The organism is Agrobacterium tumefaciens str. B6 (genome assembly GCF_001541315.1).
GTDB classification, from domain to species: Bacteria; Pseudomonadota; Alphaproteobacteria; order Rhizobiales; family Rhizobiaceae; genus Agrobacterium; species Agrobacterium radiobacter.
In genome coordinates this window covers 36,917-53,392 of sequence record NZ_LMVK01000001.1, presented here as the reverse complement: position 1 = coordinate 53,392, position 16,476 = coordinate 36,917, and the positions used below count along the sequence as shown (strand labels likewise).

13 protein-coding genes and 1 other RNA gene are annotated in these 16,476 nt (G+C 59.2%); 9 read left to right on the top strand and 5 right to left on the bottom strand.

The features are described 5' to 3' along the window. Window positions 1-71: 71 nt before the first annotated feature. Complete coding sequence (gene polA, locus ASB65_RS00240; protein WP_060722719.1) at window positions 72-3,071, bottom strand: DNA polymerase I; 3,000 nt, start codon at window positions 3,069-3,071, stop codon at window positions 72-74. 415 nt (window positions 3,072-3,486) lie between these two features. Between polA and ASB65_RS00235 the strand changes: the two genes are divergently transcribed. Together ASB65_RS00235 and ASB65_RS00230 are read left to right on the top strand one after the other, a co-directional pair. Next, window positions 3,487-3,921 (top strand): MarR family winged helix-turn-helix transcriptional regulator, encoded by a 435-nt coding sequence (locus ASB65_RS00235; RefSeq protein WP_035213110.1) that lies wholly within the window; start codon window positions 3,487-3,489, stop codon window positions 3,919-3,921. A gap of 166 nt (window positions 3,922-4,087) precedes the next feature. Continuing rightward, window positions 4,088-5,479: a dipeptidase gene (locus ASB65_RS00230; RefSeq protein ID WP_060722718.1), complete on the top strand. Its 1,392-nt coding sequence runs from the start codon at window positions 4,088-4,090 to the stop codon at window positions 5,477-5,479. 400 nt (window positions 5,480-5,879) lie between these two features. Here the strand turns inward: ASB65_RS00230 and ASB65_RS00225 are convergent, their stop codons facing one another. Continuing rightward, window positions 5,880-6,089, bottom strand: coding sequence for a cold-shock protein (locus tag ASB65_RS00225; protein WP_003492998.1), 210 nt, complete (start codon window positions 6,087-6,089; stop codon window positions 5,880-5,882). A 477-nt stretch (window positions 6,090-6,566) separates the two neighbouring features. On the opposite strand from ASB65_RS00225, the gene ASB65_RS00220 reads away from it, so the two are divergent. From ASB65_RS00220 to ASB65_RS00210, 3 genes are all read left to right on the top strand, one after another. Beyond that, window positions 6,567-7,025 carry a YbaK/EbsC family protein gene (locus tag ASB65_RS00220; protein WP_003507196.1) on the top strand — a complete coding sequence of 153 codons (459 nt, stop codon included), beginning with the start codon at window positions 6,567-6,569 and terminating at the stop codon, window positions 7,023-7,025. A gap of 146 nt (window positions 7,026-7,171) precedes the next feature. Next, entirely contained in the window at window positions 7,172-9,466 is a 2,295-nt protein-coding gene (locus ASB65_RS00215; protein ID WP_060722717.1) for a transglycosylase domain-containing protein, read from the top strand. Window positions 9,467-9,756: 290 nt separating this feature from the next. Continuing rightward, a complete protein-coding gene (locus ASB65_RS00210) occupies window positions 9,757-10,485 on the top strand; it encodes a sugar transferase (protein ID WP_003507192.1) in 729 nt (242 codons plus the stop codon). Between the two features lie 96 nt (window positions 10,486-10,581). Here ASB65_RS00210 and ASB65_RS00205 read toward each other — a convergent pair whose 3' ends face one another. Further along, window positions 10,582-11,157 carry a c-type cytochrome gene (locus ASB65_RS00205; RefSeq protein WP_003507191.1) on the bottom strand — a complete coding sequence of 192 codons (576 nt, stop codon included), beginning with the start codon at window positions 11,155-11,157 and terminating at the stop codon, window positions 10,582-10,584. Between the two features lie 149 nt (window positions 11,158-11,306). Between ASB65_RS00205 and ASB65_RS00200 the strand changes: the two genes are divergently transcribed. Then, complete coding sequence (locus tag ASB65_RS00200; RefSeq protein ID WP_003507189.1) at window positions 11,307-12,062, top strand: 3-deoxy-manno-octulosonate cytidylyltransferase; 756 nt, start codon at window positions 11,307-11,309, stop codon at window positions 12,060-12,062. Between the two features lie 11 nt (window positions 12,063-12,073). Continuing rightward, the gene (locus ASB65_RS00195) at window positions 12,074-12,937 is read left to right on the top strand and encodes a prephenate dehydratase (RefSeq protein ID WP_003507188.1); all 864 of its coding nucleotides are present in this window, start codon (window positions 12,074-12,076) and stop codon (window positions 12,935-12,937) included. A gap of 15 nt (window positions 12,938-12,952) precedes the next feature. On the opposite strand, the gene nudC is transcribed toward ASB65_RS00195, so the two are convergent. After that, on the bottom strand, window positions 12,953-13,915 hold the full coding sequence (gene nudC / locus ASB65_RS00190) for an NAD(+) diphosphatase (protein WP_003507186.1): 963 nt from the start codon (window positions 13,913-13,915) through the stop codon (window positions 12,953-12,955). Then, a complete protein-coding gene (locus ASB65_RS00185; RefSeq protein WP_035213077.1) occupies window positions 13,915-14,343 on the bottom strand; it encodes an HIT domain-containing protein in 429 nt (142 codons plus the stop codon). Before ASB65_RS00185 ends, nudC begins: the two co-directional genes overlap by 1 nt. A gap of 65 nt (window positions 14,344-14,408) precedes the next feature. Between ASB65_RS00185 and ffs the strand changes: the two genes are divergently transcribed. Further along, window positions 14,409-14,505, top strand: an RNA gene (ffs, locus tag ASB65_RS00180) — signal recognition particle sRNA small type. A 79-nt stretch (window positions 14,506-14,584) separates the two neighbouring features. After that, window positions 14,585-16,462 (top strand): DNA polymerase III subunit gamma/tau, encoded by a 1,878-nt coding sequence (locus ASB65_RS00175; RefSeq protein ID WP_060722716.1) that lies wholly within the window; start codon window positions 14,585-14,587, stop codon window positions 16,460-16,462. Window positions 16,463-16,476: the final 14 nt, after the last annotated feature.

Genomic DNA, 16,476 nt, shown 5'->3' with positions numbered 1-16,476 from the left:
CGTCTTATCGAAAATGACGCGCTCCTTGAAGTGGTTCATGTCCCGGAATTCACAGAAAGCCGGTTCGCCGATCAGTGCGCCTCATCCCAATTGTCGGCCGCGCGAGCATCCACTTTCAGCGGCACCTTCATCGAAATCGCCGGCATGGCCGCGTTTTCCATGACAGAGACGACGACGGGCAAGGTCTTTTCGATCTCCGCTTCCTCGACTTCGAAGATGAGTTCGTCATGCACCTGCAACAGCATGCGGGCGGAAAGTTTTTCCGCCTCCAGCGCGGGCTCGATGCGGACCATGGCACGGCGGATGATATCGGCAGCCGAGCCCTGGATCGGCGCGTTGATGGCCGCGCGCTCGTTGAATGCTTTTACCGAAGGATTGGAAGAGCGAATTTCCGGATAATGCGCGCGGCGGCCGAAAATCGTTTCGACATAACCGTTTTCGCGGGCGAAGGCCTTGGTCGCCTCCATGTAGTCGCGAATACCGGGAAAACGCTCGAAATATTTCTTGATATAGTCGCCTGCTTCGGAGCGGGCGATGCTGAGCTGATTGGCAAGGCCAAAAGCGGAAATGCCGTAGATGATGCCGAAGTTGATGGCCTTGGCGCGGCGGCGCACTTCCGACGGCATGCCTTCGACAGGCACGCCGAACATTTCCGATGCCGTCATCGCGTGAATGTCGATGCCGTTTTCGAAGGCGTTGCGAAGCTGCGGAATATCGGCGACATGAGCCAGCACGCGCAGTTCGATCTGGCTGTAATCGGCCGACAGAAGCTTGTGACCCGGCGTGGAGATGAAAGCCGTGCGGATCTTGCGCCCTTCGGCAGTGCGGACCGGGATGTTCTGAAGGTTCGGTTCCGAGGAGGACAGGCGTCCCGTGGTGGTGGAGGCGAGCGCATAGGATGTGTGCACCCGCTTCGTTTCGGGATGGATATATCCCGGCAGCGCATCCGTATAGGTCGATTTCAGCTTCGTCAGCTGCCGCCAGTCGACAATCTTGCGCGGCAGTTCGATACCTTCCGCCGCGAGATCTTCCAGAACCTGCGCCGATGTCGACCATTGGCCGGTCTTGGTTTTGGAACCACCCGGCAGGCCCATCTTGCCGAAAAGGATATCACCGAGCTGCTTTGGCGATCCGATATTGAAACGCTCGCCTGCCAGCTCGTAGATTTCCTCTTCGAAGGACGCAGCCTTCTGCGCGAGTTCGCCGGAAAGGCGCGAGAGGATCTGCCGGTCGACGGTGATGCCGCGCTCTTCCATATGTGCCAAAACCGGCACGAGCGGGCGCTCCAGCCGCTCATAGACGCTGGTCAGACGCTCGGCGGCGAGCCGCGGTTTCAGGGCTATCCAGAGCCGCAGCGTGACATCAGCGTCTTCCGCCGCGTAGGCTGTCGCCTTGTCGATATCCACAAAATCGAAGGTGACGCTCGACTTGCCCGATCCCGCCACGTCCTTATAGGCGATCGGCGTGTGGCCGAGCCAGCGCTCGGACAGCGAATCCATGCCATGCGTGGCTTTGCCGGCCTCGAGAACATAGGAAATCAGCATCGTGTCGTCGAAGCTCTGCATGACGACGCCGTGGCGTTTCATCAGCAGATAATCATATTTGAGGTTCTGGGCGACTTTCAGGACAGCTTCATCTTCGAGCAGGTCCTTCAGGCGCGCCAGCGCCTCGGCAAAGGGCACCTGCCCCTCCGCCATTCTGATGCCATCGCTGAAGAGATCGCCGCCGGAGCCGGTCTTGTGCGTCAAAGGAACATAAGCGGCCCGGATATCGGTGCCCGTGGCATCCTTGCCATTATCGGCAATGGCCAGCGAAAAACCGACAAATTCGGCCTGCATCGGATCGAGCGAGGTCGTTTCCGTATCGAAGGCGACAACGCCCGTCTCCCGGGCCGCCGCAATCCAGCGGTCGAGCGTCGGAAGATCCCTGATCGTTAGATAGGCTGTCGTATCGATCTTGGCGGCGGAAAAAAGCGCCTGTCGCGCTGCGGCCAGATCGGCGGGCGCGCTGCCCTCCCCCGTTACTTTTCTTGCCGGAGCGGCGGGCGAAGCCGCGGCGCCAGCGGTGTTAGTGGCCACTTCACCAGCCTGAACGGCAGGGGCTGGCGCATCAAGATCGGGACCATGGGCATCGGCACCCCATTGCACTGGCACATTGGCAGGGTCGATGGCAGAAGCGTCGGTTTCGGTCGCCTCGGCCACCCGGCGTGTCAGCGTCGTGAACTCCATCGCCTTCAGGAAGGCGATCAGTTTCGGCCCGTTCTGCGGTTCGAGCACCAGAGCTTCAAGCGACTGCTCCAGCGGCACATCAGTCCTGAGCGCCACAAGCTGTCTGGAAAGGCGGGCAAGTTCCGCATTGGCGATGATATTCTCCCGCCGCTTCTGCTGCTTGATTTCGCCAGCACGGGTCAGGAGGGTATCGAGATCGCCATATTCCTCCAGCAACTGCGCCGCCGTCTTCGGGCCGATGCCGGGAATGCCGGGCACATTGTCGGTGGAATCGCCGGTCATCGCCTGCAGGTCGATCATCTTTTCAGGGCCTACGCCCCACTTCTCGATGACATCAGGAATGCCGATCTGCTTGTCCTTCATGGCGTCGTACATGTGTACATTGGCCGTGACGAGCTGCATCAGATCCTTGTCGGAGGAGATGATGGTGACATCGGCGCCGATCGCTTCGGCCTGCCGGGCATAGGTGGCGATGATATCATCAGCCTCGAAGCCTTCCGTCTCGATGCAGGGAAGGTTGAAGGCCCGCGTCGCTTCGCGGATCAGGCCGAATTGCGGCACCAGATCTTCCGGCGGTGCGGTGCGGTTGGCCTTGTAGAGATCATAAAGCTCGTTGCGGAAGGTCTTCGATGAATAGTCGAAAATCACCGCGAAATGAGTAGGCGTCACGCCGACATCGGTATTGCGCGCATCCCTCAAGAGCTTCCACAACATGTTGCAGAAGCCGGAAACGGCGTTGACCGGCAGCCCGTCCGACTTGCGGTTCAGCGGCGGGATTGCATGGAAGGCCCGGAAAATGAAACCGGAACCGTCAACGAGGAAGAGATGATCGCCTTTTTTCATGGGTAGCATGGATAGCGCGGGGCCGTTTTGACGTCTACCGAAACTTCGCACAACGCACCGTAAAGAGCGGGGAATGGGGCTCCAGCACAGACCTGCAAAATTCACCTGAACGTTACCGATTTGTAATCCGCCCTTCCCTTGAAAAGCCGCATTTGCAGACACATTTCATAAGGGACGGCGCCTGATCACGCCGTAGTCTGATAGCTGGCTCGTCCCCCGCCGCGTCAGACCGGACAAAGGCCTTTCCCCCTCTCCGGGCCTTTGTCCTCCAATATGACCGCCATGGCCGACCCCTCCCGGCCATGGCGGTTTTATTTTATGCGCCGTTTCGGGCTGGCCTAAACATATCATGCGATATATATCGCGCTATTGAATTGCCGGGCTGAGCCGGCCGTGATGTTTTATGGGCGGAAAAATGGGTTTTTCCCGGGACGAATCGGCGATCTATCTCGCCTCGAAAATGGCGCGGGAATTCACCATGGCGCTGCAGAAAAGAGCCGCCGCCCTGGGTTTCTCGCCCGGACAATTCCCCATTCTCATCGAACTTTGGCATGAGGACGGCCTGACGCAGCGACAATTGCTTGATAGAATCGATGTCGAACAGGCGACGCTCGCCAATACGCTCTCACGCATGGAACGCGACGGGCTGATCATCCGCAAATCCCATCCAAGCGACCGCCGTGCCCAGATCATCGAGCTGACACAGCGCGGCAGGGATCTGGAAGCCAATGCCATTGCAGCTTCCGAAGCTACCGAAGATGCACTGCTCAAGGATTTCCGGCGTTTCGAGAGACAGCTTTTGCTGGAATATATGCGCCGGGCGATCGAAAGCGCCAAAAAAGCGAAATAGCATTTACAGCCCGAAACCACTTCGCACTTTCCCTGAACTGCTCTATCGTTCCGGCGGCCGCACGTTTGCCGATTCACGACGCGCCGGCCCCCTTGTTTCCCGCGATGCGCGATGCCCGGATGTTTCGTCTTATCGCCGGGTCACGACAGACATGACAGGATCAGCGATGACAGACGTTTCCCCCATTCTTTCCACCGCCGACGACAATCTCACCTCCAGCCTTGAGCGACTGTTCGAGCTCGTACGCATTCCGTCGATTTCGACGGACCCCGCCTACAAGGCGGAATGCCGCAAGGCGGCGGAGTGGCTGGTCAGGACGCTTTCAGCGCTCGGCTTTACGGCCTCCGTGCGCGATACGGCCGGCCACCCTATGGTGGTGGCGCATCATGATGCGGCCACCAAGGACGCGCCGCATGTGCTTTTTTACGGCCATTATGACGTGCAGCCGGTTGATCCGCTCGAGCTCTGGGAAAACGATCCGTTCGAACCCGCCGTAAAGGATATCGGCGCCGGCCGCCAGGTGATCACGGGACGTGGTACGGCAGACGACAAGGGCCAGCTGATGACCTTCGTCGAAGCCTGCCGCGCCTATAAGGCAGTGAATGGCGGCCTGCCGGTGCGTGTCACCATTCTTTTTGAAGGCGAAGAGGAATCCGGCTCGCCGTCGCTGAAGCCTTTCCTCGAAGCCAATGCGGAAGAACTGAAGGCCGATTATGCGCTGGTCTGCGATACCGGCATGTGGGACCGGGATACGCCAGCCATTGCTGCGGCCCTTCGCGGCCTGGTCGGCGAAGAAGTCGTCATCACAGCAGCCGACCGCGATCTGCATTCCGGTCTGTTCGGTGGGGCGGCGGCAAACCCCATCCACATCCTCACCGATATTCTCGCCGGCCTGCATGACGAGACCGGCCGGGTAACTCTTTCAGGCTTTTATGACGGCGTGGAAGAAACCCCAGCCAACATCAAGGCCTCCTGGGAAACGCTGGGCCGCACGGCCGAAGCCTTTCTCGGCGAAGTAGGCCTTTCGGTTCCCTCGGGCGAAAAGGGTCGCTCCGTGCTTGAGCAGACCTGGGCGCGGCCGACGGCGGAAGTCAACGGCATTATCGGCGGCTATACCGGCGATGGTTTCAAGACCGTGATCGCCGCGAAAGCCTCCGCCAAGGTGTCTTTCCGTCGCGTCGGTGAGCAGGACCCTGCGGCCATTCGCGAAAGCTTCCGGGGCTATGTGCGCTCGAAAATACCCGCCGACTGCTCCGTGGAGTTCCACGAACATGGCGGTTCACCCGCCATCCAGCTGTCCTACGACTCGCCCGTACTGACCAAAACCAAAAATGCGCTTTCGGAAGAGTGGCCAAAGCCCGCCGTCGTCATCGGCATGGGAGGCTCGATCCCGATCGTCGGCGATTTCCAGAAGATGCTGGGAATGGATTCGCTGCTTGTGGGCTTCGGACTTACCGATGACCGCATTCATTCGCCGAATGAAAAATACGACCTGCAGTCGTTCCACAAGGGCATCCGCTCCTGGGTCCGCATTCTCGACGCACTCGCGGCAAAATAATCCGGAAAAAGAGGAGGCGCCGAATATTCGGCACCTCCTCGGTACATAAACAAAAAGGCCGGGCAAGCCCGACCTTTCAATCCGTTTTTCGTCAATGCCAGTACATCCGTGGTCAAAGCGTTCAAACGGTCTGATGCTCCAGAGCGCGCCAAAGATATCGACGCTGCTTTCCGGCTCAGGATCGGCTGCTTTGGTTAATCTTTGGTTAACGCAACAGCAGCGGCACTTTTAAAAGCGCCATTCCCGGCAGTTCCGATCCGGAGCACTGTTGAACCCTATATTGGTATGTCGTCCGGCTTTTTCAAGAGTGGCCGGCCCAGTCCCTTCCTGCAAAAGAAAAAGGCCGGAAAAATCCGGCCTTTCCATTCATGCGAATGACCCTTTCGGGCCAAAGCGCTTATCAGGCAGCAACGAGGTTGCCTGCGGACATCTTGCCCGAGCGACGATCCTGCATCAGCTCGTAGGAGAGCTTCTGGCCGTCGTTGAGGGCGGTCAGACCAGCGCGCTCAACAGCGGAGATGTGAACGAATACGTCCTGCGAACCGTCGTCAGGCTGAATGAAGCCGTAGCCCTTGGTTGCGTTGAACCACTTTACTGTACCAGTCGCCATAACGATTTCCTTCCGTTGGCAATTGTATTTGCACTGCGAGCAGTGCGGACTTAGGTCGAATTTGAAGGAAAGATCGTCGTGTGCACCCAAAAAGGCGCCGAAGCTCTGGTCGTCAAACAAATATCGATGGCCGAACACCTAGGTTGGCAGGGGCGAAAAGTCAAGTTTCTTTGAAAAACGCGGCGATCTTTGTGAGCCGCCGGCCACCCAAATCCGTTGGAAACAGGGCCCTAAACAGCAAAAACCCGGCGCGGGAGGAGGTGCGCCGGGTTCTTGAAACTGACTGACAACTGGGAGGAGGAGTATTGTCAGTCCAATCGGGCGACGCTGGGAGGAGGAGTGCGTCGCTTCGATGGTTTGAAGATACAGGATATCAGCTTAAAAAACAGACGTTTCATCGCAGCGCAGCATTGCGCATAATGCATAGCTACTTCAGGGTGACTTGAAGCTTCTCCGCGTAACGCCTAATAAATACGCATGTCTATCGAATCCGTCAGAGCCTTCTTCACCGAAAAGTCGCCCGAAGTGACCGTGATTGAAACGGAAGCGAGTTCAGCGACGGTGGCGCTGGCCGCCGAAGCACACGGCGTCGACCCCGACCAGATTGCGAAAACGATCTGCCTGAAGGCGGGCGACACCATTCTTCTCGTCGTCGCCGCCGGCACGAAACGCCTCGACAACCGGAAATTCCGCGATCATTTCGGAGCAAAGCCGCGCATGCTTGGACCGGATGAGGTGGTTGCGGTGACCAGCCATCCCATCGGCGGGGTGTGCCCTTTCGGCCTGCCCTCGACCCTCCCGGTGTTTTGCGACATATCGCTGAAAAACTATCGTGAGGTAGTTCCCGCGGCCGGCGCCACCAATGCGGCGGTGAAGATTTCACCCGATGTGATGGCCGAACTGACGGACGCGGAGTGGGTCGACGTCTGCCAATGACGCTGATTTGATGCGGCCGGGACTTAACCCCGCCTTAAATTGCCGCATTTAAACTCTTCATCCTGGATTAAGGATCGCGCAGGCATAGAAGCCTGAAACCCGAATGGGATGCGCGCGGTTTCGCGAATAGGAGCGACTTCGGCTGGATGGCAGGCAAGGGTAAATCACGCGAACGGGTAGAACCTTCCTTCGGGGATTTCCATGAGTCCGGTGACGACCTGCGCCTTGACGCCAGCGAGCGCATCAGCGGAACCACAAAGCAGCAGGCCAGGAAACCGAAGCCGGCATCCGGCCGCACCAAATCCAGCAAAAAAGAAAAGCGCACCCGCAGTTCCGGCCGTGGCGCGACGGGCTTCCTCCGCTCCCTCGTTTATTGGTGTATCGTACTCGGCATCTGGGGCGGCATCGGCGTTGCCGGTCTTGTCCTCTATTATGGCGCGCGCATGCCGAGCGCCAGCAGCTGGTCCATTCCCGAACGCCCGCCGAATGTGAAGATCGTTTCGGTGAATGGCAGCGTGCTTGCCAATCGCGGCACCACCGGCGGCGAGGCGCTCGCGCTGGAGGACATGTCACCCTATATTCCGCAGGCCGTGATGGCGATCGAGGACCGGCGGTTCTATTCGCATTTCGGCGTCGATCCGCTGGGTCTTGGACGCGCTATCGTAACGAATGTCCTGACGGGGCGAACCGTGCAGGGCGGCTCGACGCTGACACAGCAGCTGGCAAAAAACCTGTTCCTCTCGCCGGATCGCACGCTGGAGCGCAAGGTTCAGGAAGTGCTGCTGTCTTTCTGGCTGGAGCATGAATTCACCAAGGACCAGATTCTCGCGATGTATCTCAATCGCGTCTATTTCGGCTCCAATGCCTATGGCGTCGAGGCGGCCTCGCGGCGCTACTTCAACAAATCCGCGCGCGACGTCAATCTGGGCGAAGCGGCAATGCGGGCCGGGCTTCTTAAAGCGCCCTCGCGCCTTTCGCCGGCGCGCGATCCGCAGGCGGCGGAAGAGCGGGCGCAGGTCGTGCTGCAATCCATGCGCGATGTCGGCTTCATCACGGACGACGAAATCAAGACCGCCATGTCGCAGCCGCCAACCAAGGCGAAACGTTTCTGGTCCGGCGCCGAACATTACGCCGCCGACATGGTGCTGGAGGAGGTGCGCAACCTGGTTGGCGAGGTGAAGCAGGATATCGTCGTCGACACGACGATCGATCCCAATCTCGAGCGCGATGCCGAAAAGGCGCTGACCCACGTGCTGCAGGGCGACGGCAAGAAACAGGGCGCCTCGCAAGCGGCCCTTGTTTCCATTGATGGCACGGGTGCAATCCGGGCCGTGGTAGGCGGGGCTGATTATGCCGAAAGCCAGTTCAACCGCGCCGCCAAGGCAAAACGGCAACCCGGCTCCGCATTCAAGCCCTTCGTTTACGTCGCCGCGCTCGAATCCGGGCTTACCCCCTATACCATCCGTAATGACGCGCCTGTTCGTATCGGCAACTGGACCCCGGAAAATTACGAGAAGAAATATCGAGGCGAAGTGACACTCGCCACCGCGCTCGCCAATTCGCTGAACACCATTGCCGCGCAGCTGGTGATGGAAGTGGGTCCTGATCGTGTGACCCAGGTGGCGCATCGCATGGGCATCGAATCCGAGCTGCAGAACAATGCCTCCATCGCGCTCGGCACCTCGGAAGTGTCGCTGATGGAGCTGACGGCCTCCTACGCCCCCTTCATGAATGGCGGCTACAAGGCGACGCCGCATATCGTCAAACGCATCACCGACGCCGATGGCAAAGTGCTTTACGAAAACAAATACGACAATCCGCCCCGCGTTCTGAGCGAAGAGATCGCCGCGACCATGAACAGCATGCTGTCGCGCGTCATCACCGAAGGTACCGGCAAGGCGGCAAGGCTGCAGGGCTGGCAGGCGGCTGGAAAATCCGGCACGACGCAGTCCTTCCGCGATGCACTTTTTGTCGGCTACACAAGCAACCTGACCACCGGTGTCTGGTTCGGCAATGACGACGGCACATCAATGAAAAAGGTCACCGGCGGCGGGCTTCCGGCAAAGGCGTGGAAAGATTTCATGACCGCCGCCCATTCGGGGCTTTCACCCTCGCCGCTCTTCGGGCTTGGCGCAGGCGGCGTGCCGCCGCTTGGGGAAATGCAGCAGCCGGCACCGGAAAACCCGCCCTCCTCCATCGGCGATATCATTTCCAATGCGCTCGGGGGCGGGACGCCGGATACGCGCGCCTATCCCCAAGCCCCCATTGCGCCGAACCCGAATCAGCCGGATGTGCCGATGCCGCCGGCAAATATCCCTTCCCGCGATATCGAGCCCGGCTATTCAGCCGGCAACGGGCCTGTACCACCCGCCGATATCGGCGGTCAGGCGCCATCCGGACCAAAGCAGACGACCCTGCTCGATATTCTGATGGGAAACTGACGGCATAGCGTGGCCGGCAGGCGCTGATCTCACGGCCGGTGACGATGACGTCATTGTCGCGCTAAATTCCCGATTTAGCAGGATTTGGCTCCATGGAGACTGGTCGTCTCGGCAGCTACGAGCGGAGAGGATGCTCGCCCTGCAACATCCGCGTGCAGTCGCATTAACCGTAGATTGCCATTTGCTCCGGAGCGGTTACATTTCGGATGACTTTTTACGGTAAATGAATTATTAATCGTTCATATAAATTAATTTTCTTCTATCAAAATAACTTTTCAGGGCTTTATATTATGCTGGGTACTAAAGGCTCATCGCATGCCGTTTTTTACGGTGCCTCCTATTCCGCAGCCACAACTTTCGAATCGTCGGAAACGCAACCTTCCTCTTCGGAAAAAACCGTCTCCGCATTTTTGCGCGGCCAGTTCGCGCTCAAAAGAACGATGGATATTGCAGGGGCGTCCATCGCCCTTGTCGCGCTCGCGCCGGTGTTGCTCACCGTAGCGGCTCTGGTCAAACTCGATAGCAAAGGGCCGGTCCTGTTTTCGCAGGTCCGCTGGGGTATGAACGGGCGGAAAATCCGTGTCTATAAATTCCGCTCCATGAGAACCGACCTTTGCGATGCCACCGGTGTGGCGCAAACGGTGAAGAACGATCCCAGAATAACCCGGATCGGCGCGATTCTTCGCCGCACGAATATCGACGAACTGCCGCAGCTTCTGAATGTGCTGAAAGGCGATATGTCGCTGGTCGGGCCCCGCTGCCATGCCATCGGCATGCTGGCGGCCGGCCGTCTTTATGAGGAACTGGTGCCGCACTACCATATGCGGCACCGGGTGCGGCCGGGCATTACCGGCCTCGCACAGATGCGGGGATTACGCGGCCCGACGGATCGCAGCGACAAGGCGCGCGCCCGAATCGTCTCCGATCTTTATTACGTCGACAATTTTTCGATCTGGCTTGATATCAGGATCATGGTCGGAACGGTGATTTCCGAATTGCGCGGCGGCAAGGGTTTCTGATTTTTCAGACGCCATTCCCGCAGCTGCAGTCCATCCGTTATAAAAACAAAAGCCCGGCAGCGATGCCGGGCTTTTATCATGAAATCATCATGACAATCAGTTTGTCGGCGCGGGAGCCGCTGCCGGATCCGGAAGCGGTGCCGGGTTTGCCGAAAGCGTGCGCAGATAAGCGATGAGATCGGCGCGTTCCGTCTCCTTCTTCACACCCGCAAAACCCATGGCCGTGCCGGGAACGTGTTTCTTGGGGGATTCGAGGAAGTAGCTGAGATGATCGTAGTCCCAATGCACGGAACCGCCCTTGGAGAAATCCTTCATCCCGGCGGAATAGCTGAAACCTTCATGGCTGGCGATCGGCCGGTTGACGATATCGAAGAGATTGGGGCCGACCTTGTTTGCACCACCACTCTCTCCGGTATGACAGCTCGTACACTTCTTGAAGACTGTTTCGCCCTTGGCGGCATCGGCGCTGGCAAGCAATTGCGCGATCGGCGTCGCCGCGGCAGCGGCTTCACCGCCACCCGCTTCGCCGCCGCTCTCTGCCGCAGCAATGGCGAAACCTTCCTTTTCGGGCGCAGGCGCATGGAAAATGCCCTCAGACGCAATCGACACCGACATCAGGACGAAAACCGTGCCAAGCAACGCCCCAACGCCCATATTTACATAAGAATTCATCTATATGCGCTCCCTCGCATCCGCTTGATATAACGGGCATCTTGAAATTGCTCGAAAGCTATGGCTTTTGCACAGCCTGCGCAACTTGAATAATGCTCCCCACACCGTGACGTTTTGACACTTTTCGGGCGGGATTTGAAGGGTGTCGGATGAAGAATCGGGAATTCGAGAAAGCTGTCGTCCTCATACCGGCGCGGATGGCATCCACACGCCTGCCAGGCAAGCCGCTCGCCGACATAGGCGGCAAGCCGATGATCGTGCAGGTTGCGCTGCGGGCACGCGAGGCCGGTGCGGAACGAATCGTTGTTGCCGTTGATGACGAACAGGTGTTTTCGGCCGTGCAAAATGCCGGTTTCGACGTGATGATGACCCGCGACGACCACCAGTCCGGCTCGGACCGCATTTTCGAAGCGCTGCAAAAGGCCGACCCCTATGGAAAGGCGGAATATGTCATCAATGTTCAGGGCGACCTGCCGACCATTGAGGCGGAAACGATCCGCGCTTCGCTGCGCCCACTGGAAAATACAGAGGTCGATATTGCGACACTGACGGTCGAAATCACCGACGAGGAAGAAAAAACCAATCCGAACGTGGTGAAAGTGGTGGGCAGCCCGCTTTCCGAGACGCGATTGCGCGCGCTTTATTTTACCCGCACCACCGCACCCTATGGCGATGGCCCGCTTTATCATCACATCGGGCTTTATACCTATCGCCGCTCTGCGCTCGAGACATTCGTGAGCCTGCCGCCCTCGCCGCTTGAAAAACGCGAACGGCTGGAACAGCTGCGCGCACTGGAAGCGGGGATGCGCATCGACGCTGAAATCGTCCGTTCCGTGCCGCTCGGCGTCGACACGCCGCACGATCTGGAAAAAGCCCGCAAAATTCTCGCAAGCAGAACCCTCTAACGGACAGTCCCATGACCTTGAGCACAAATCGTATTGCCTTCCAGGGCGAATTCGGCGCGAATTCCGACATGGCCTGCCGCGACATGTTCCCGGATATGGAGCCTTTGCCCTGCCCGACCTTCGAGGATGCCTTCAACGCCATTGAAAATGGCGAAGCTGATCTCGGTATGATCCCGATTGAAAATACACTGGCCGGCCGCGTTGCGGATATTCATCACCTGCTGCCGGAATCGCGTCTGCACATCATCGGTGAATATTTCATGCCGATCCGCTTCCAGCTGATGGTGATGCCAGGCGTGAAGAAGGACGAGATCCGCACCGTCCACAGCCACATTCACGCGCTTGGCCAATGCCGCAAGATCATTCGTTCCAACGGCTGGAAGCCCGTCATCGCCGGCGATACGGCAGGCTCCGCAAGGCTCGTGTCCGAACAGGGCGACCGCAGCATGGCGGCCCTTGCGCCACGTCTTGCCGCCAGCCTCTACGGTCTCGATATTCTCGCTGAAAATGTCGAGGATTCGGAAAACAACGTCACGCGCTTCGTGGTGCTTTCCCGCGATGAAAACTGGGCCAAGCGCCAGTCGAGCGATGAAATCGTCGTCACCACCTTCGTTTTCAACGTTCGCAATATTCCGGCAGCACTTTACAAGGCCATGGGCGGCTTTGCGACGAACGGCATCAACATGACGAAGCTCGAAAGCTACCAGCTCGGCGGCAAATTCGTGGCGACGCAGTTTTATGCCGATATTGAAGGCCACCCCGATGACGAGCCGGTGCGGCATGCGCTGGACGAGTTGCGTTTCTTCTCGGAAAAAGTCCGCATTCTCGGCGTCTACAACGGTCACGCGATGCGCGGCAAGCTCAACCAGAGCTGAGCCTGCCGCAGCCCATTATTTTAGCCATTCCACCCAGTCGCGCATCAGCCGATGCGCGATGGCTCCCATTGGCGGCGCGGAAAAACCTTCACCCGTCGGGGCCTCCAGCATCTTTGCGACCTCTTCCCGCGTGAACCAGCGGCAATCCTCAAGCTCGATCTCGTCACGCGCGATCTCAAAAGAGAGCGCCTCGGCATAACAGCCTATCATCAGCGTATGCGGCATCGGCCAGGGCTGGGAGGCGTGATACCGCACACGACCGATTTCAACGCCGGATTCCTCATGCGTTTCGCGGCGGACGGCCTGTTCGATGGTTTCGCCCGGCTCCACGAAGCCGGCAAGGCAGGAATACATGCCCGGCGCAAAATGCGCACCGCGGCCAAGCAGGCAGAGATCACGCTCGATATCGATGGTCATCATGATGACAACGGGATCGGTGCGCGGAAAAATAGTGTGGCTGCAGGCGCCGCAGATGCGCTTGTAGCCGCCGATTCGCAGCTCCATGGTTCCGCCGCACTTACCGCAAAAGCGATTGTCACCATTCCAGTGCGTCAGGCTGACTGCCTGCGCAACCTCGCTCAGCAGTTCCTCGTCGAGAAGATGATCGCGATAAAGCGTGCGGGCATCGGCCAGCTTGTAATGGCTCGCCAGCTGATCCTCGGCCACGGCGACCGGCACCGCAATTCTCGGCTCGCCGGTTTCGCGGTATCCGAGCAGCACGGCATTGTCGAAATCCGGCTGCAATTCGGCCAGCTCATAGGCGGAAAACAGGGGATCGATGACCTGCTCATCATGTTTCAGGACCAGCCGGTTGCCCGAGAAGGCAAAAATATGGGTGCCATCGACTTTCAGTGCATCGGCAACACACTCCTCCGTCCGCTTTTCGGCGAAACGGTCGAGGGCATTTTTGGAAAAGGCCGTCAGCAGGCTTGCTTCAGGATGGGGGGCAGTGGTTTCAAAAATTTTCATGGAAATCATCAGAGCGCGCCGGAGATTTTTTTCATCAAAGTTTCCTTTTCGCCCGCAGCATAGGGCACCGCCGTTCCGTAACCCCAGATGGGGCCGGGCCAGCAGGTGTCGCCTTCATTGCGGGCGATAATATGGACATGCAATTGCCGGACGATATTGCCCAAAGCACCGACATTTATCTTGGTGGCCCCCGTGATCTCCTTCAAGGCGGACGCGACGAGATTGGTCTCGAATGTCAGCACGGCCTGATCAAGCGGGGTGAGATCGAACAATTCGCTGACGCCGTCTCGCTGCGGCACCAGCACCAGCCAAGGCCAGCGACTGTCGTTTTGCAAACGCAGTTCACATAGCCCCAAACGCGTCACAAGCACACTGTCGCGCGCCAGCCTGTCGTCCAGCCGGAATGTCTCCAAGGTGTCCTCCATGTTTGTTTTCATCGTGATAGCAGTTTTTTGAAGGCTTGGCTTGCATTTGCTGTCGATATTGCCGATATGTGGCCCCGGGAGGTTGGTGGTGGACGAGCCACTCGCCAACCGGGTCAGGTCCGGAAGGAAGCAGCCCTAACGAGCCCGGCACGGGTCGCCGTGCCAGCCTCCCACCTTTTTAAAAGACGTGCTCAGCTTTCGCCGGGCCAGTTCAGCGCCCCAAGACAAACTGGCAAAACAAACTGGCGAGGCAATGAGCGATCCCGTACCCACCACAACAAGCGAATCCCAGGTCGGGACCGGCTACCGGGTACTGGCACGCAAATATCGCCCGAAAGATTTTTCCGATCTGATGGTCGGCCAGGAGCCGATGGTCCGCACGCTGACCAACGCGTTTGAGACCGGCCGCATTGCCCAGGCCTATATGCTGACCGGCGTTCGCGGCGTGGGCAAAACGACCACGGCACGCATTCTCGCCCGCGCGCTGAATTACAAGACCGACACCATCGACAAGCCGACCATCGACCTTCGGATCCCCGGCGAACATTGCCAGGCGATCATGGAAGGCCGGCATGTCGACGTGATCGAGATGGACGCCGCCTCCCATACCGGCATCGACGATATTCGCGAGATCATCGAACAGGTGCGCTATCGCCCGGTCTCGGCGCGCTACAAGGTCTATATCATCGACGAAGTGCACATGCTGTCGACGCAGGCGTTTAACGGTCTTCTGAAGACGCTGGAGGAGCCGCCGGAACATGTGAAATTCATCTTCGCGACCACCGAAATCCGCAAGGTTCCAATTACCGTTCTGTCGCGCTGCCAACGCTTCGACCTGCGCCGCATCAGCGCCGCTGATCTCGTCGGCCTGTTCACCGCCATTGCGGGCAAGGAAGGTTTCGAGGCCGATCCGCAGGCGCTGTCGATGATCGCCCGCGCTGCAGAGGGTTCCGCCCGTGACGGCCTTTCCCTGCTCGACCAGGCGATCGCCCATGGCGGCGGCCGGGTGGAGGCCGAAGCGGTGCGCGGCATGCTCGGCCTTGCCGACCGTGCGCGCATCGTCGATCTCTTCCAGCACGTCGTCAAAGGCGACGTCGCGGCCGCCCTTTCGGAATTCAACGGGCAATATGAGGCGGGCGCGGACCCTGTCGTCGTATTGAACGACCTTGCCGATTTCACCCATCTCGTCACCCGCATGAAATATGCGCCTGATGCGGCGGAAGACCCCTCGCTTTCGGAAATAGAACGCGTGCGTGGTGCGGAATTTGCCGAGACGATTGCGGTAACCGCACTGTCACGTATCTGGCAGATGCTGCTGAAGGGCATTCCAGAAACGGAAAACGCCTCGCGGCCTGCCGGTGCTGCCGAAATGGTTCTGATCCGGCTTTCGCACGCCGCCAATCTGCCCGCACCTGAAGATGCCGCGCGGCGCCTGCTCGAGCTTTCGAGCGGCGACGGCGGCGGTTACGCCAATGGCGGACCTTCGGGCGGCGGCAATGGCGGCGGTGCGCGCGCCTATTCGTCAGGACAGACCGTGGCCGCGGGAAGACCTGTCGATCTTCCCGCCCAGCGCCAGACGACGCCGCAGACCTCCGCCATGCTGCGCGCCGTTCCAGACAGCCGCCCGCAGGAGATGCAGGTCGTAGCACCCAAAACCGAGGAGCGGCCGGAGCCGAAGGTTCCCGTCAATTCGGTGCAGGATATTGCCGATCTCTGCCAGAAGAACCGCGATCCCGTCATGCGGGCAAAGGTGCGCAACTTTGTGCGGCTTGTGCGGCTGGAGCCCGGCCGGCTTGATATGCGCCTCGGCGAAGGTGCGCCCGGCTCTCTGCCCGGTGAGCTTGGCGTCAAGCTCAAGGAATGGACCGGTATCCACTGGATCATCAGCCTCAGCAAGGAGCAGGGGGAGCCGACCCTTGTCGAAGCCGAAGGCAATGCCCGGGATGCCCGCCTTGTCGATGCGCGTCAGGATCCTGACGTTGCCGCCATTCTGGCGCAGTTTCCCGGCGCAAAAATCACCGACGTGCGCATCCGTGCCGCCGCACAGGATGAGGCGGAGGATATCGCGCCGCCATCGGTTGCCGAATCGAGCGAAGGCGACATCCTTCCCGGCGACGACATCGAGTTTTAAACAAAAAGAACAGG

Coding starts and splice junctions, on each gene's coding strand:
- polA (WP_060722719.1), bottom strand. CDS start 3,071: ATGAAAAAAGGCGATCATCTCTTCCTCGTTGACGGTTCCGGTTTCATT.
- ASB65_RS00235 (WP_035213110.1), top strand. CDS start 3,487: ATGGGTTTTTCCCGGGACGAATCGGCGATCTATCTCGCCTCGAAAATG.
- ASB65_RS00230 (WP_060722718.1), top strand. CDS start 4,088: ATGACAGACGTTTCCCCCATTCTTTCCACCGCCGACGACAATCTCACC.
- ASB65_RS00225 (WP_003492998.1), bottom strand. CDS start 6,089: ATGGCGACTGGTACAGTAAAGTGGTTCAACGCAACCAAGGGCTACGGC.
- ASB65_RS00220 (WP_003507196.1), top strand. CDS start 6,567: ATGTCTATCGAATCCGTCAGAGCCTTCTTCACCGAAAAGTCGCCCGAA.
- ASB65_RS00215 (WP_060722717.1), top strand. CDS start 7,172: ATGGCAGGCAAGGGTAAATCACGCGAACGGGTAGAACCTTCCTTCGGG.
- ASB65_RS00210 (WP_003507192.1), top strand. CDS start 9,757: ATGCTGGGTACTAAAGGCTCATCGCATGCCGTTTTTTACGGTGCCTCC.
- ASB65_RS00205 (WP_003507191.1), bottom strand. CDS start 11,157: ATGAATTCTTATGTAAATATGGGCGTTGGGGCGTTGCTTGGCACGGTT.
- ASB65_RS00200 (WP_003507189.1), top strand. CDS start 11,307: ATGAAGAATCGGGAATTCGAGAAAGCTGTCGTCCTCATACCGGCGCGG.
- ASB65_RS00195 (WP_003507188.1), top strand. CDS start 12,074: ATGACCTTGAGCACAAATCGTATTGCCTTCCAGGGCGAATTCGGCGCG.
- nudC (WP_003507186.1), bottom strand. CDS start 13,915: ATGATTTCCATGAAAATTTTTGAAACCACTGCCCCCCATCCTGAAGCA.
- ASB65_RS00185 (WP_035213077.1), bottom strand. CDS start 14,343: ATGAAAACAAACATGGAGGACACCTTGGAGACATTCCGGCTGGACGAC.
- ASB65_RS00175 (WP_060722716.1), top strand. CDS start 14,585: ATGAGCGATCCCGTACCCACCACAACAAGCGAATCCCAGGTCGGGACC.